The sequence below is a fragment of the Micromonospora sonchi genome, assembly GCF_014646235.1.
Taxonomy (GTDB): Bacteria; Actinomycetota; Actinomycetes; order Mycobacteriales; family Micromonosporaceae; genus Micromonospora; species Micromonospora sonchi.
This window is the reverse complement of record NZ_BMNB01000034.1, coordinates 55,032-68,405: the sequence shown is the minus strand read 5'-3', so window position 1 is coordinate 68,405 and position 13,374 is coordinate 55,032. Positions and strand designations below refer to the sequence as shown.

The following is a 13,374-nucleotide window of genomic DNA, read 5'->3' as shown; positions in this document are numbered from 1 at the left end:
GGCCGCTGGCGGACCCTGCGTCACAGCACAGCCAGCCCACGACAAGTCGGCAACATCGTCCGCGCCGCTCTCCACCTCACACATTTCGAATACCGATACCTACCGGATCCTTGTTGAGATCACGTCATTGCCGATCCGAGCCGGAGCATGAGGAAATATTTGCGCCAGAGCTTTGTTCCGAACTCACCCGAACCTCGGCCCTGGCTAGTGCGGGCAGCCGACATTTAAGGTCTGTTCTGACGAAATGTGATGGAACGGTGCAATCTGGGTGCAGCGGGCGGGGATCAGGGGCGCCCTCACTCCCTGCACCGCCCCCTTTGCTCTGCTTCAACCCACGCAACGGCTTCGGCGGCAAACCGTCGCGTAGGTTGAAGCAGAGCAAAGGGGGCACAACCAACACCGGTGAGGGCCTCGTCGGCAGCGCCGCCGCTGACCACAGCGCCATCGACAGGAATCTTGGCTACGCCCTGGCCAGGTAGCAAACGGCGGCTGCCGTACTTAGGATGGCGCGGTGGATCTGCGGGTGTGGGTCGTGGCGACGGAAACCTCGGTGACGGAAGCCGCGTCCCTGCTGAGCGACGACGAGACCGCCCGTGCCGCACGATTCACCGCCGAGGGCGCCCGGGACCTCTTCGTGGTGTCCCGGGCGGTGCAGCGGATGCTGGGCAGCGCACTGCTCGGCATCGCCCCCGGAGAGGTGACTTTCGGCCGGAACTGCCTACGCTGTGGTGACCGCGACCACGGCAAGCCCAGGTTTCTGGCGCGGCAGTCGCTCGAATACTCCGTCTCACACAGCGGCGCACTCGTGCTGGTGGGGTACGCGCCGACCGGTCGGATCGGCCTGGACATCGAGGCCGACGACCGGCGCACCGACCTGACCGCGATGCTGCCCCGGATCGCCTCGCCCGCCGAAGGGCGGCGGATCGGGCAACTGCCGCCGAAGGAGCGCCGGAGCGCGTGCCTGCGGCTGTGGACCCGCAAAGAGGCGGTGGCCAAACTGACCGGGCACGGCCTGGCGCTGCCGTTCATCAAGTTCTCAGTGGACGGGCAGACGGCCAGCGCCGACGGACCGGTGGCGGACTGGCCGGACGAGCCGGTGTGGCTGCGCGACCTGCCGGTGCAGGCGGGCTACACCGCCGCATTGGCCACCAGCCCTGCGCCGGCCGAGGTGACCGTCGAGCGGCTGACGTCGCTGGCAGCGCTGCGGGTCTAGTGTCCTGCGCCGGAAATTCGCCTACAAAATCGGGCGAGTGAGTCAAGGATCTCCTCGGCGGTCTTGGTCCAGACGAACGGGCGTGGGTTGCTGTTCCAGTCCGTGATCCACGATCGGATGTCGGCTTCGAGGGACTGGACGCTCTTGTGGGCGCCGCGGCGGATCTTCTGTTGGGTGAGGTGGCCGAACCAGCGTTCGACCTGGTTGAGCCAGGAGGAGCCGGTGGGGATGAAGTGCATGTGGAAGCGGGATGCCTGGCTAGCCAGGAGCGGACAGCGGGGGCCTTGTGGGTGCCGTAGTTGTCGCAGATCAGGTGGATGTCGAGGTCGGCGGGCACGGTCATGTCGATCGTGGTCAGGAACTTCTTGAACTCGGTGGCGCGGTGTTGGCGGTGCAGTTCACTGATCACGGTGCCGTCGGCGACGTTGAACGCGGCGAACAGGCTCGTGATGCCATTGCGGGCGTAGTCGTGGGTGCGGCGTTCGGGCATGCCGGGCATCATCGGCAGGATCGGCTGCGATCGGTCCAGGGCTTGGATCTGGGACTTCTCGTCCACGCACAGCACCACGGCCCGCTGCGGCGGGTGGTGGTACAGGCCGACCACGTCCACCGCCGCCGCCACTTGCCCACAGTGGACAGATGCACCCCCAGCCCAGCCGCCACCTCGACGTTCGAGGCACCATCGGCACATGCCAGGATGATCCGCGACCGCATCGCGAGGACCTGCGACGACTTCGCCCGCCGCGACTACCGCGTCAACGTCACACGCTCTTCATCCGTCAACATCAACGGCGAGAACCGGACGTCCGGTTCTCGCCATCACCACAGCTTACACCACTTATAAGGCAAATTTCTGGCGCAGGACACTAGCGGGGGGCCACCGACCCCGGCACCGTCATCGCTGCGACCGGGCAGTCTCGACGGTACGGGCGATCCGCAGCCGCTGCACGTTGGTCGTTCCGTCCATGAACTCGAAGGCGTACGCGTCGCGCCGCCACTTCTCCAACAGCGGATGCGCCAGCAGCGAGCCCGGCCCGAGCGCGACGACCGCCCAGCGCAGGACCCCGATCGCGAGCGCGGTGCAGTGCAGCTTCGCCACCGACGGGCGGTACGCGTCGTCCGGGTCCTTGTCCGCCGCGGCGGCCGCGTCGTACAGCAACTGCCGGGCGGCGTCCAACCGTGCCGCCTGCATGTGGTGACCAGGCGCACCCGGCAGGCACGATGCGACGTAGTCGTACGCGGCGTACGCCAGGCCGATCGCCATGGCGCCGATGTGGATGCGCATGATGTTGAAGGTCCGGGCGATGCCCCAGGTGCCACGGCGGGACAGTGGCAGGTGCGACCCCAGCACCATGCCGGCCGGCACCCGCACGCCGTCGAACCGCAGCTCGCTGAGGTACGCGCCGCGCAGTCCCAGCATGTCCAGCGGCCGGCTGGTGAGGCCCGGGGCGGGTTGTCGGATCAGTGCCGCGCGCAGCGACAGCGGGGACGGTCCGGTGCGGGCGAACACCACGCCGATCGCGCCGCGCGCGCCGTTGCTGATGTACCGCTTCGCCCCGACGAGCGTGTAGTCACCCGACTCGCTCTTCGTCAGGGTGGTCTCCACGGCGGTTCCGTCGGAGCCCCGGTCGGGCTCGGTCATCGCGAAGAACGTCCAGAGCGGGCCGTCGGCGACGGCCCGGTAGAACATTTCCCGCTGCTCCTCGCTACCCAGCGCGTCGACGACCACTCCGGCGAGTGAGGGACCCGGGCTCGCGGTCAGCACCCCCGGGTCGCCGCGCGACAGCTCGACCGTGGCGACGATGCGGGCGAGGTAGGACCGGGTCTCGAACTGGTCGAAGACGGTCGGCCCGGACCGGAAGCGCTTCGGCACGGTTGCGTCGCAGATCGCCCGGAACGCCGGAGAGCCCAGGTGCGCCGCCATGTCGGCCGGCGCGGTGTCGATCGCGAGGGCACGCTTCCGCAGGTCCGGCACGATTTCGCCGATCGTCTCCCGCAACGCCAGCAGCGGCGGCTCCAGGCCGGTCATCCCGCCACCCAACAATTCGCGACCAACTCGGAGACGTGGCAGCTGCGCCCAGGGCTGTCGGCGAGATAGCCGCTGGCTCCGAGCAGCTTCGCCGCTTCCCAGTCGAGATCGGTGATCCGGTGGTGCACATCTGCCACCGTTTCGGCGGAGGCGGCGGAGACCATCAGTTGCACGCGTAGCGCCTCCACTTCGGTGAGCAGGTCGGCGAGGGTGCCGAGGACCAACTGCTTGCGGATCGTCGGCTCGCCGCCCGACGTACGCCCGGACAGGTGCGCGACCGCGTGGTCGGCGAGCCGGCGGGTGGCACCCAGCCGCGCCGCGCCCAGCAGCACGCCGAGTTCGGTGAGGGTGGCGGTGGTCTCGGTCGCGGCCGGCACCCGGACGAAGGCGACGCCCTCCCGGGCGGCCAGACTGTGCGGGATGGTTTCGCCGTCGCTGGCCCAGTCGGCCGGGACCGCGGCCGTGCCGCCCGGCGCCGCGACTATCTCGACGTCGGTCAGCGCCTGCGCCAGGCCGGCGGCCAGACCATCGAGGTAACCCGCCTGTTCGCAGGCGGTGATCCTGTTTGTCATCAATCCCCCACGGCGAGCGTGGCTGTCGGCGGACGGTGCAGTGCACGAACCTCTCCACCTCAACCGGGTGACGCGCCGGCGCGGCGTCCGACCTGACGGTCCGCCGGACCGCCGGAGGAGGTTGGAGAAAACCCGATGGAAGGACTCTCACCACCGGGGCCGGACACCGTCAATCGCCGCCCGGTGGCAGCTTCCGGCCGTCCGGTAGCTGCCGGCGTCGTCCTCTGGCGCGGTGCCCGGACGCTGTCGACGATCGAGGTCGTGACGACGGTGACCAGAAGCGCGGACATCTGCTGGGGGCAGCGGTACTTCTGGCTGCACCGGCACTGGATTCCCACCGACGCCCGGCACGACGAGCACATCGTCCTGCGCCACGACCTGCCGGCGAAGCTCAGCACAGCGCGGGTCCGGATGGCCCTGAACCACCTGGTCCGCCGGCACGAGGCCCTGCGTACCACGTTCCATGTCGGGCCGGACGGCGGGCCGCGGCAGGTCGTGCACCCACCCGCGCCGCTGGCGGTCACCGTGGCCGAGGCCGGTCCGCGCGCGCCGGTCCCGCCGGCCGAGGTGATCCGGCAACGTACCGAGGCCGACTTCGACCTCACCACGGAACCTCCGATCCGCGCGGTCGTGGTGACCGTCGACGACGTACCGCGACAACTCGTGCTCGTCCTTCAGCACATCGCGATGGACGACTGGAGCGCGACGGCGTTGTACGGCGAACTCACCGCACTGCTGGCCGCGACCGGGCGGCCGGCAACACTCGACCCGGTGTGCGACCAGCCGGCTGACCTCGCGGTCCGAGAGGCCGGCGTGGACGGCGCCCGGCGCGAGACCGACCTCGGCTACTGGCGAGCCCAGGTGGCGGACCTGCCTGCGGACGTATACGCGCAACGGCGGCGCCCCGGTGTCACCGAGTCCTACTCGGCATCCCTGACCTCCCCGAGCCTGCTCGGCGCGGCCCGCCGGATCGCCGCCCGCTACCAGGTGTGGCCCTCCGTGGTGCACCTGTCCGCGTACGCGCTGCTGATGGCCGCCTGCACCGGCGGCGACCGGGTGCCGTACTGGCTGTTCACCAGCCGCCGCGACACCTCAGCTGATGCCACGGTGCTGACCAGCATGTTCGCGCCGATGCTGATGAACGTGGACCTGTCTGGCGACCCGTCGATGTCGAAGGTGATCCGTCAGGTGGCCGAACTGCTCGACCGGAGCAAGGGTCACCTGGTCACCTCGTACGACGAGATGGTCGAGCTGATGGCGCTGGAGGGCACCCGGCGCGGGCGGACCGTCCGGGTCGAGGCGGAGGTCAACTTCCTCACCTACACGCCGCGCGGCTGCGGTGCCCGGCGATCCCGGTTCACCTGGAACCGTGCACCAGCGGCCTGGGCGCGCTCCGGCGCGGACTCGTACTTCCGCGTGTACGAGTGGCAGGACGGCGTCACCGTCGCCCTCCGGGCCAGCGGCGAGGTGCTGGACCGGGCGGCCGTCGAGCGCTTCCTCCGCGGGTACGAGGAGATCCTGAACGCGCACGGCGACCCGGCGACCGACCTGACGACGAGCGAGATCGCCCGGCAGGTCGGCTTCGACGGGGTCGACGGATGCCGCGTACCTCCGGCCGACCGTCACGCGCAACCGGCGGACCAGGCGGGTGCCGGCGAGCCGGACCTGGTCGCGACGGTGGCCGCGGTCAACGGCCTGGACGTCGTTGACCCACTGGACAGCTACGTGGTGGCCGGGGGCCGGGCGTTGCGCGCGCCGGCCGTCGTCGCCGCGCTGGCCGACCGGGGCTGGCTCGGGCTGCGGGTGCCCGACCTGCTCGGCATCCGGCCCCTGCGCGCGCTCGCCGGGCAGCTCACGCCCGCCGGCTCGGACCGCCCCGCGGGCTAGTCACAACGCAACCGGAAGACGGAGGAGTCATGGAACGTGCACGGACCGTGGAGCAGATCCGGGTCTCCCTGGAAGCCGTCCTCAACCACGAGCTGCCGGGGTTCGACGAACGCACCCGGCTGTTCGAGGATCTCGCGCTCGACTCGACGAGCGTCCTCGAACTGCTGATCGGACTCGAGGACTCCATCGGCCTGGAGATCGACCCGACCGAGTTGAACGCCGAGGTGTTCCACACCGTCGGCAGCCTCACCGACTACGTCTGCGAGCAGTTCGCCAAGGTACCGGTCGACCTGCGGTGACGATCACCTTGTCGCGGGTCACGATCCGGCTGCCGCGCCGGCTCGACCCGGTCGACGAGATCCTCGAACGCAGCGGCCGTCCGCGGACGGAGCGCCGATTGATGACCCGGGTGTACGGAATGCGCAGCAGTCCCACCCTCGACGACGGGGAACGGCTGCTGGACCTGCTGGTCGACGCCGGCCGGGCGGCGCTCGACGGGCGTCTGACCAGCCTGGTGCTGTACGGGCACACCCTGCTGGTGCAGCCGTTCGGTCACGACGGCGAACTCGCCGCCGCGCTCCGCGCCGGTCTTGACCAGCCCGGGGCGAACGTCTACGGCGTCTCGGGAATCGCCTGCACGTCGGTGCTGCGCAGTATCGAGCTGGCCGCCCGCTACCTGGGCCGTCCGGGCGCCGCCGACGACGAGACCGTACTGGTCCTCGGTGGCGACCAGGGCAGCCTGGGAAGTGCCTCGCGGGTCATCCCGGGCTTCGTGGTCTGTGGTGACGGCGCGGCGGCGTTCACCGTGCGGCGCGGCCGTGGCCGGTACCGCTACCTGGCCGGCGCCGCGGCGCGCGACACCCGCTTCCATCACAACCTCCGCATGTCGGACGAGGACGCCCGAGAGTTCGGCGCGAGCAGCGTGCAGGGCGTGGTGCGGGCGATCCGGGAGGCGCTGGCGGGCTGCGGGCTGGTGCCGTCCGATGTCGACTGGATCCTGCCGGCGCGGTGCAACCGCTTCGTATGGCAGGCCATCTGCCGTGAGCTGGACCTTGGAATCGACCAGGTGCATCTGGACCTGCTCGCCGACCAGGGGCACATCTTCGGTCTGGACGCACTGCTGTCGCTGGCGCACATGGACCGCGGCGGGCAGCTGCGGCCGGGTGACCGATGCGTCCTGGTCGCCATCGGTCAGGGCGCCTACTTTCAGGCCTCCGTGGTCGAAGTGACGCCGGAGGAGGACACGACGGATGGCTGAGCTGCTCGTTCAATCCATGTCGGTGGCGTACGAGTTCGACCCGCCGTATGTCGACAGCGTGCCCGAGCTGGCCGGGATGTTCGACGACTCCGTCACCGACGAGGCCATGACGACGCAGTTGCGTACGGTCGCCGAGCTGGCCGGGATTCCGCCGCACCGGCTGCGCCGGCTGGCCGGTCCGCGTGACGGCAGCGAACCCGTCGACCGGGCACTCCACGCGATCGGAGCGCCGGCGGCACCGCAACCGGTCCTGCTCGTCCAGGACGCCCCCGACCGTGACCCGTTCGCCACCACGCTGCCCCGGTTGATCCACGAGGCGCCATGGCCGGTGACCGAGGAACTGACCCTGACCCACCTCGGCCCGAACCCCGGCTGCGAGTTGCTGGACTTCCTGTCCTGGTGGCTGAGTCCGGGGATCGGTGCCACGGTCCTGCTCTCCCACCAGCCGGTCTTCGTCGACGCGGACCGGCTGCCCGCACGGCTCACCGCCGTCGCGCTCCGATTCGGCGACACCGGGCCACTGATGGTCCTCGACTGGCGGGCGGCCGGCCCGGTCTCCGGGAATGCCTGCGAGGGCTGGCCGGAGGTGCACGCCGTACTCCAGGACGGCCGGCTCTCCCCGGGCGACACCTTCGAGATCCAGTCCGGGGGTGCGCGCATCCGGCTGGGATACGTCGGCGGCCGGCCAGGGCAAGCGGCGAGCCCACTGGCCGTCCGGCCGCGTCCCTCCTGACCGGGGCGCGCGACGTAGAGAGCGCCCCGGTCAGGAGGAGGGAACGGGACGGGCGGCGAGGACGCCCAGCAGCGCGCCGAGCAGTGCGGTCAGCACGGGTACGCCGGTCCACATCTCCGGCGGCCAGCGCAGGCCCTCGGCCAGGTGCAGGCCGAGCAGGTGCCCCGACCAGACCAGCGCCGGCGCGAGGGCTCCGATGACGGGCAGACGCCAGCGATCGACGCGGACCAGCCGCAGCAGCGTGGCGTCCGCGACGGCAGCTCCGACGAGCGCCAGCAGCGCCCCGAGCACCTGCGGGGTGGGGAACTCGTACACCACCATGTTGAACAGCGCGACGCCGGCCACCACGGCGGTCGTCGCGCCGGCCGTGCGAGTGGACCGGTACGCGAGGAGTACCGGGATCAGCACCAGCAGCGTGGTGACGACATAGCTGCCGACACCGGTGATCGCGTACAGGCGCTCGGGCGCGTCGAGGCCGGACGCCTGACCGGTGTCTTCGACGTACCGGGTAACGGGTGCCCTCGTCTCGAACGCCGACGAGTGGATGAGCAGGATGGTGGCGGCCATCGGGCCGAGCGCGAGCGAAGCCAGGCCGCTGGCCGCGCGCCGGCCATCGCCGCCGGACGCCCACCAGGACCGCAACGGGCTCGTCACGATCAGCACGGCGCCCACGCCGAGCACGATGTGGCTGGGGCTGAAGGTCGCTTCCAGTCCCACCTCGACGCCCAGCAACTCGTGCCACATCATGTCGGCCAGGCCGCCGACGAGGAACAGCAGTACGCCCAACGCGCCCAACCGGTATCCGGCGGGCCAGCCGTCCCGCCACCAGATGGGTGAGGCGTCGCGCCGCTGGTACGCGAGCCAGAAGATCCAGGCCGCGCTGGCGGTGAAACCCGCGTAGAGCAGCCCGTGCCAGGGGGTGAAGAAGCCTTCCAGAGTGTCGACGATGTTGACATGCGCCCAACCGTCGGCCATGGCGCCCGCTATGAGGCAGGCGCCGAAGATGACCGCGATCGCGTCTTCGCGCGGCGTTGTGGTGTTGAGCGTCGTCGACTCGGATGTCGCGCTGACCGCCATGCTCGCATCGTCGCAGACGAATGCCCGGGGAGGAAAGATCTTTCGGATGTCTCGTCGAACAGGGTCCCGTCGAGGGTCGCGTGCGATCGGCACCCCGAACCTTGGATCATCTCGTCGACAAGCCTCGCGATCAAGGCGCCCCTCAAGTCCCCACCCGTTTCCTGGGGGCCACTACTACCGACTTGAAGGACGCCTTGATCATTGACGAGCGTGGGATTACGCGATCGTCACCTCAGTGGTCATGTGCCGATCGTGGCCGACCTTCCGCTCCGGTCCGACCAGCCGTGCCCGGATGACGTGACGGTGCTCGGCGCTGGATTCGGACAGCCGCAGCTCGATCTCGCCCGGCTCCACGATGCGGTGGCCGGCCCGGCCGGTGAACGAGGTGAGTTCGGCGTGCATCCGGAACCTGACGGTGCGTGCCTCGCCGGGTTCGAGCAGCACCTTGGCGTACCCGATCAGCTGGACGACCGGCCGCGTCACCTGCGCCACCGGGTCGTGTAGGTAGAGCTGCACCACCTCGGCGCCGGCGCGCTCGCCGACGTTGCGGACAGTGACCTCGATGGCGAGGGTGCCGTCGGTCTCGATCTCCACCGGCGTGTCGCCGTCGGCGTCCCACTCGAAGGTCGTGTACGACAGCCCATGCCCGAACGGGAACAGCGGGGTCGGGTCGATGTTGCTGACCTTGTTGCGGATGCCGAGCTTCGGGGTCAGGTAGGTGCCCGGCTGCCCACCGGGCGCGCGCGGCACGCTGACGGGCAGACGCCCGCTCGGGCAGACCCGCCCGGACAGGACACCAGCGACCGCGCCAGCGCCCTCCTGGCCGGGAAAGAACGCCTGGACGATGGCGGCCAGCCGGTCGGCCCACCGGCCCAGCGCGTACGGACGGCCGGAGAGGAGCACCAGCACGACCGGCTTGCCGGTTTCGAGCAGGGCGTCCAGCAACTCCGCCTGTATGCCCGGCAGGTGTAGGTCGGTGACATCGCAGCCCTCGCCGGAGGTGCCGGAGCCGAACATGCCGGCCCGGTCACCGAGCACGGCCACGCAGACGTCGGCCTCGGCAGCGGCCGACCGTGCGGCGGCCAACCCCGTGCGATCCTGGCTGTCCACACCGCAGCCGGCGGCGAGCGTCAGGTGCGCGCCGGGCAGTTCCGTACCAAGAGCCTCCCAGAAGGTACGGGTCTGGTCGCCCGCCGGCAGGTCCGGATATTGGCGGCCGAGGTGGCTCGGGAAGGCGTAGCAGCCCAGCATTCCGACGTTGTCGTCGGCGAGCGGTCCGACGACAGCGATGCGCGCGTCGGCGGGCAACGGCAGCGTGCCGCCGTTGCTGAGCAGCACGACCGACTCCTCGGCGATCTGCCGCGCCAGGTCCTGGGCCTCAGGTGAGTTGAGGTCGACGGCGTCACCGGCGACCGGGTCCGGCCGCCACTCCGGATCCAGCAGGCCCAGCTCGCACTTCTGCCGCAGCACCCGGGTGACCGCCCGGTCGAGCAGACCTTCCGGCACCACTCCGGAGGCGACCGCCTCGACGAGGGGTGCCCCGAAGCACCGTGCGCCCGGAAGCTCCACGTCCAGTCCTGCCGCCAAGGCGAGGGCGGCGGCCTCTGCCGGCTCGCCCACCACCCCGTGCAGGAGCTCCAGGAAGGACACCGCGTAGTAGTCGGAGATCACTGTGCCGGAGAAGCCCCACTCGTCCCGCAGCAGATCGGTGAGGATGCCGGCGTCGGCAGTGGTCGGCACACCGTCGATCTCCGAATACGAGGGCATCACCGAGCGGGCCCCGGCGTCGCGTACCGCCATTTCGAACGGGGGTAGGAGCACGTCCGAAAATTCTCGCGGCCCGATCGACACCGGCGCCGCGTTGCGGCCGGCGCGGGCGGACGAGTATCCGGCGAAGTGTTTGAGCGTCGCGATGACGCCGGCCGACTCGAGACCGCGGACATACGCGGCGCCGACCGTGCCGACCAGATAGGGGTCCTCGCCGATGGTCTCCTCGACGCGTCCCCATCGCAGGTCGCGCGTCACGTCCAGCACCGGCGCAAGGCCCTGGTGCACGCCGACTCCGCGCATGCTCGCGCCGACCTCGGCCGCCATCCTCTCGACCAGGTTCGGGGCGAACGTGGCGCCCCATGCCAGCGGTATGGGGAAGATCGTCGCGCCCAGGGTCATGAAGCCGGTCAGGCACTCCTCGTGCGCGATCGCCGGGATGCCGAACCGGTTGGCGGCCATCAACTCGGTCTGCCGCCGGGCCAGGGTGGCGCTGCCCTCTTCGGCGGTGACCGGCGCGGTGCCGAACGTCCGGGTCAGATGACCCAGCCCGCTGCCGATCAGCTCTTCCCAGGGCGGCGTCTTGTCGGCCAGGGTGTGCTGGTGCGGCGCCAGGTCGTCGCCGGTAGCTGATCCGCCGATCCAGATCGACCGGAGTTGACCGACCTTCTCCTCGATGGTCATCCGGGCGAGCAGGTCGGCCACCCGTTCCTCGACCGGCAACGCGGAATCGCGCCATCGCTGATACGGACCACCGTCGACATCGTCCGGCACGGCTGTCGCCGGGTGCCTGCGGCCGTCAACGCTGCTTGTCACAGTCGTCTCCTATCGCTGCTACGAAGGCTCTCGGCGCCGGTGGCGACGCCGAGAGGATAGGGGGCAATTTCCGGATAATCTCCGGAAGATGGGCGATCGGTGATCGGCATCGATGGTTAGGATAGCGGCGGTGGTGCGGCGCGCGGTAGGGCTCGGACGCGGGCAATTGCCGTCAATCTAGGTCGGTGCCAGGGCGCCGATTCTCGGAAAAGTTTCGTCTGGGCTTCTGGCGGCAAGCCAAAGGGCGGGCTTCGTCGTGTTGCCGCCCTCGATGGTCGGGATGGGCGTGGTTCCCGCCGCTGGTGCCGCATGGCCGACTGCGGTACGTCGTGCGGGTGCGACGGCTCGCCGAGCGTCGCCGCGCCGCCCGACTCCCTGATCTCTTAGACGGCCGACAATGGCTACATCAGCGCAGCCCAATGGCTTTAAGGCCGGATCATGGGTCGATCTGTCGACCTGCGCTGATTGTTACTCACCGTGAACCCCTTGACATGGTGGATAAAGTGAAGGCGGTCCAGAAAGATCCGCTAGGCGGAGCGTAGCTGAGGCGACAACGGGGGTTCCTTCGGCAGGCGAGCGTGCGTTTTGCACGCCGATGGAGTCTGCCCGATCACCATTCCCTTGCGAGTCGGTTCGGTGTCCACTCCCCACGACTTGCGCAATGGAAAAGGCTGACGGTGCGATTCTGTCGCAATCGTCCCTGGTAATAAAGAGTCCGCATGAGAAAGGGCTCACGAGAACCGTGACGACAGATATCTTCGCTCGTTGCCGGTCGTACACAGACGCCCGTGCGGCTCGGTCAGCTGGGCTCTACCCCTACTTCACCCGCTTCGAGGGGTCGGACGCAACGATCGCCCAAACGCCGATGGGCGAGGTCGTCATGTGCGGCTCGAACAACTACCTCGGTCTGACCTCCGACCCTCGGGTGCGTGCCGCCGCGCATTCGGCGATCGAGGAGTACGGCTCGTCGCGCACCGGTTCGCGGCTGCTCAACGGCAACGTTTCGCTGCACGAGGAGTTGGAGCGAGACCTCGCCGACTTCCTCGGCATGCCGGCCGCCCTGGTGTTCCCGACGGGCTACCAGGCCAACCTCGGTGCGATCGCCTCACTGGTGTCGCGCAACGACGTGGTCATCATCGACCGGGAGGCACACGCCTCGGTCTACGACGCCTGTGGCATGAGCCCCGCCAAGGTGTGGCGGTTCGCCCACAACGACATGGAAGACCTGGAACGGCGGTTGGCGAGCTGCCCGCCGGACGCGAACCGGTTGGTCGTGGTCGACGGGGTCTACTCGATGGCCGGCGACCTGTGTCCTCTCCCCGAAACGGTCCAGCTGTGCCGGAAGTACGGCGCCCGCCTGCTGGTCGACGACGCGCACGGCCTTGGCGTCCTCGCCGACGGCCGGGGCACCAGCGCCCACTTCGGCATGACCGAACAGATCGACCTCATCACCATCACTTTCAGCAAGTCGCTGGCGTCGGTCGGCGGAGCGGTGCTCGGTCCGGAAGAGGTCATCGACTATCTACGCCATCACGCGCGCAGCCTGATCTTCAGCGCGGCGGCCCCACCGGCCAGCCTGGCCGCCGCCCGGGCGGCCCTGGGCATTCTGCGCGACGAGCCGTGGCTGTGCCGGCAGGCACTGGAGAACGCGTCATACGTGCACCGCGAACTGGCCGCTCTCGGCTACGACCCGTTGCCGAGCGAAGCACCGATCGTGTGCGTGCCGTTCGAGAGCGCCGTCCCGGCCATGTTCGCCTGGCGCAGCTTGATGGAGCGCGGTGTGTACGTCAACGCGGTGCTCCCACCGGCGGCCTCGCCCCGGCTACGGGCCAGCTTCACCGCCACGCACACCCCGGAACAGCTCAAGCGTGCGGTGGCGGCGTTCGCCGAGATCCGTGAGCTGACGCCGCCGGAATGGGCGCTGGAGGACTTCGCCGCGCAGGGCGCTGCGTGAGCCGGCTGAGCCGCCAGGTCGATCCGGGCGGGATCAATCCGCGCTGTCCATGAGCTACGGCGGTGCGT

General features: G+C 69.8%; 10 protein-coding genes and 1 pseudogene. 6 read left to right on the top strand and 5 right to left on the bottom strand.

Going from position 1 to position 13,374, the window contains the following annotated elements; genetic code table 11:
• The first annotated feature begins 511 nt into the window (after nt 1-511).
• Entirely contained in the window at nt 512-1,213 is a 702-nt protein-coding gene (locus IEY61_RS26445; protein WP_189049079.1) for a 4'-phosphopantetheinyl transferase family protein, read from the top strand.
• Here IEY61_RS26445 and IEY61_RS26440 read toward each other — a convergent pair.
• From IEY61_RS26440 to IEY61_RS26430, 3 genes and pseudogenes are all read right to left on the bottom strand, one after another.
• Nucleotides 1,210-1,820 (bottom strand): annotated as a pseudogene (locus IEY61_RS26440) (IS630 family transposase); the annotation flags it as partial. The gene IEY61_RS26445 and the pseudogene IEY61_RS26440 overlap by 4 nt on opposite strands.
• A 288-nt stretch (nt 1,821-2,108) precedes the next feature.
• Entirely contained in the window at nt 2,109-3,242 is a 1,134-nt protein-coding gene (locus IEY61_RS26435) for an acyl-CoA dehydrogenase family protein (protein WP_189049077.1), read from the bottom strand.
• Complete coding sequence (locus IEY61_RS26430; protein WP_189049075.1) at nt 3,239-3,814, bottom strand: acyl-CoA dehydrogenase family protein; 576 nt, start codon at nt 3,812-3,814, stop codon at nt 3,239-3,241. The genes IEY61_RS26435 and IEY61_RS26430 overlap by 4 nt, the downstream gene beginning before the upstream one ends.
• A gap of 261 nt (nt 3,815-4,075) precedes the next feature.
• On the opposite strand from IEY61_RS26430, the gene IEY61_RS26425 reads away from it, so the two are divergent.
• The 4 genes from IEY61_RS26425 to IEY61_RS26410 are packed head-to-tail and all read left to right on the top strand — an operon-like array spanning nt 4,076 to nt 7,692.
• Nucleotides 4,076-5,701 (top strand): condensation domain-containing protein, encoded by a 1,626-nt coding sequence (locus IEY61_RS26425; protein WP_229706455.1) that lies wholly within the window; start codon nt 4,076-4,078, stop codon nt 5,699-5,701.
• 29 nt (nt 5,702-5,730) lie between these two features.
• Nucleotides 5,731-6,000 carry an acyl carrier protein gene (locus IEY61_RS26420; protein ID WP_189049071.1) on the top strand — a complete coding sequence of 90 codons (270 nt, stop codon included), beginning with the start codon at nt 5,731-5,733 and terminating at the stop codon, nt 5,998-6,000.
• Entirely contained in the window at nt 5,997-6,959 is a 963-nt protein-coding gene (locus IEY61_RS26415; protein WP_189049069.1) for a 3-oxoacyl-[acyl-carrier-protein] synthase III C-terminal domain-containing protein, read from the top strand. Before IEY61_RS26420 ends, IEY61_RS26415 begins: the two co-directional genes overlap by 4 nt.
• Nucleotides 6,952-7,692, top strand: coding sequence for a hypothetical protein (locus tag IEY61_RS26410; protein ID WP_189049067.1), 741 nt, complete (start codon nt 6,952-6,954; stop codon nt 7,690-7,692). Before IEY61_RS26415 ends, IEY61_RS26410 begins: the two co-directional genes overlap by 8 nt.
• Before the next feature lie 30 nt (nt 7,693-7,722).
• On the opposite strand, the gene IEY61_RS26405 is transcribed toward IEY61_RS26410, so the two are convergent.
• Together IEY61_RS26405 and IEY61_RS26400 are read right to left on the bottom strand one after the other, a co-directional pair.
• A complete protein-coding gene (locus IEY61_RS26405; protein WP_189049065.1) occupies nt 7,723-8,769 on the bottom strand; it encodes a hypothetical protein in 1,047 nt (348 codons plus the stop codon).
• Between the two features lie 216 nt (nt 8,770-8,985).
• Nucleotides 8,986-11,352, bottom strand: a complete 2,367-nt coding sequence (locus IEY61_RS26400; protein WP_229706454.1) for a beta-xylosidase/alpha-l-arabinosidase — start codon at nt 11,350-11,352, stop codon at nt 8,986-8,988.
• Between the two features lie 865 nt (nt 11,353-12,217).
• Between IEY61_RS26400 and IEY61_RS26395 the strand changes: the two genes are divergently transcribed.
• A complete protein-coding gene (locus IEY61_RS26395; RefSeq protein WP_229706453.1) occupies nt 12,218-13,306 on the top strand; it encodes an aminotransferase class I/II-fold pyridoxal phosphate-dependent enzyme in 1,089 nt (362 codons plus the stop codon).
• Nucleotides 13,307-13,374: the final 68 nt, after the last annotated feature.